Here is a 1,693-nt window from a genome sequence, read left to right as displayed (position 1 = left end):
AAGGAGAACAATCACGCCTTGACCACTGAATGACCGGAAATCCATAGTCAGAGGTGGCTCACTTCTCGATGGAAATGCCGGCTCAGTTCTGGGTGGAAATCAACACATTGTCCTTTTGACGGAGGTCGACGAAGGCGGCGTCGTGACCAAATCCATCGACCAGAATGCTCGGAGCGGCCATCATGCCAGCGATCTCGGCCACGAGGCGACGCTCTCCTGCCTCTCGAACAGTCAAATCCTCGTCCATCAGCTATCCCATTGCTCGTTATCGAGAGACATGACCCCCACTGCCCGTGTGACGTAGCTGCAACAGTTTTCATAGGGAGAATCAATGTCTGCCGATCGTCCGCGTCCCTTGTTGATCACGGATACTTGAATGAGACCAAGGTTGCTCCTATGTCGACGTCTAAGAAAAGGGGGGGGGGTCGTGCCATGATGAAAGTGTCTGCTCCGGCTGTTTTTGTGGCAGCGACCTTGTCCTTTTCGGGAAACATGGCAAATGCCGGGGCGTGTGACTACCGCCCGAGTCAGTTGATCGGCGGATCCGGCGCGGGAGTAGTAGCGACGACGGGCCTTGGAACCGCTGCGGCGGGTATCGCTGCCAAAGGCGCAGGATTTTACACTCTCACTCATGCCATTACGGGTGCGACCATGCTTGGTTCGACCGCCGGGGGAGCTTCCGCAGCGGGTACAGTTGGCATAATGGGCGGCACCGCGGGCCTTGTCGGAACCGCGGCTGGCGTGCTCATGGCCCCCGCAACGATCATTGCCGGTGCCGTAACCGCCGTTGGAGTAGGTGGGTATGAAGGTGTCTGCTACTTCTACGACGAACGCGTCACCGATTATACGGAAGTACTGAGGATTCTGGAATCAATAGCGGTGAACGCTGATCCGGCGTACCTCCGCTTGGAGATCGATCCGATGAACCGCGAGAGCGCCATGCTTGTTCTAAGTGATGGCGCAGAAAGCACCCAGCGATATTCGGTCGAGGATCTCTATGTCGTGAACGGCGTTCTGAAACACCGAGACTGGGGACTGAACACGGTTATCGGTAACGTTGCTTTCATTGCCCAATCTTCGCCTGCTCAATAGGCGCTCAAGAGCCTTGACTGAAGCAAGTGTGCATTGGTCCTCATTCCTATGCTTTGGTTGACACGAGCCCTTCGGAGCACGGCTTTTGTAGTTGCGCTCGTTTTCGTACTCGCCTCGTCGGTCATCGGGACGACCCTCTGGGCGCTTCAGCTTTCAGCTGCGGTTGCTACGATGAGTGCGAACGCAGCCGCAGCCGCTATCCGTCATCGTAATGAACTCGCTGAAGCTGTTGCGCGGACGAAGGCGAAGGCGCGTCTTCGTCGGCTCGTGGCGGCGGTACCGTTTGTGGGTGCGGGGGCCATCGTCTATTTTGAGGATCAGGACTACCGCGATTGGTTGGCGGAGAACCCTGGCGGAACTCCCGGTGAGTACGCTTGTGAAGTTGCGCGTCTCTCTGCAGAGGTGAGAACGGCGGTGAGAAACTAGTCCACGGAAGCGGCGGCATGGAGCTGCTGCGGGCGGCGTAAAAGTCGTCCACCCTTTCCCTTTCTGCGGCAGCAGGGAGGGCGCGAGGATTTTCAGCGTGGAACTATATCTCAGGGTTCGCCAGGCCTGCGCGGCGGGCATGAGCCAGCGTCAGGCGGCGAAGGCCTTCAACATC

At 57.9% G+C, this 1,693-nt stretch carries 2 protein-coding genes; one reads left to right on the top strand and one right to left on the bottom strand.

Annotated elements, in window-relative coordinates; all coding sequences use genetic code 11:
- Positions 1–82: 82 nt before the first annotated feature.
- Positions 83–247: a hypothetical protein gene (locus ACTJI6_RS24000; protein ID WP_440804269.1), complete on the bottom strand. Its 165-nt coding sequence runs from the start codon at positions 245–247 to the stop codon at positions 83–85.
- Between the two features lie 185 nt (positions 248–432).
- Between ACTJI6_RS24000 and ACTJI6_RS23995 the strand changes: the two genes are divergently transcribed.
- On the top strand, positions 433–1,092 hold the full coding sequence (locus tag ACTJI6_RS23995) for a hypothetical protein (protein ID WP_440804267.1): 660 nt from the start codon (positions 433–435) through the stop codon (positions 1,090–1,092).
- The last annotated feature ends 601 nt before the right edge of the window (positions 1,093–1,693 follow it).

It is taken from the genome of Paracoccus sp. 22332 (assembly GCF_052045125.1).
GTDB lineage: Bacteria > Pseudomonadota > Alphaproteobacteria > Rhodobacterales > Rhodobacteraceae > Paracoccus > Paracoccus haematequi_A.
This window is presented reverse-complemented; position numbering and strand designations above follow the sequence as displayed.

What these genes read in the sequence shown, in the direction of transcription:
- ACTJI6_RS24000 (WP_440804269.1), bottom strand. Translation starts at nt 247, where the DNA reads ATGGACGAGGATTTGACTGTTCGAGAGGCAGGAGAGCGTCGCCTCGTG.
- ACTJI6_RS23995 (WP_440804267.1), top strand. Translation starts at nt 433, where the DNA reads ATGATGAAAGTGTCTGCTCCGGCTGTTTTTGTGGCAGCGACCTTGTCC.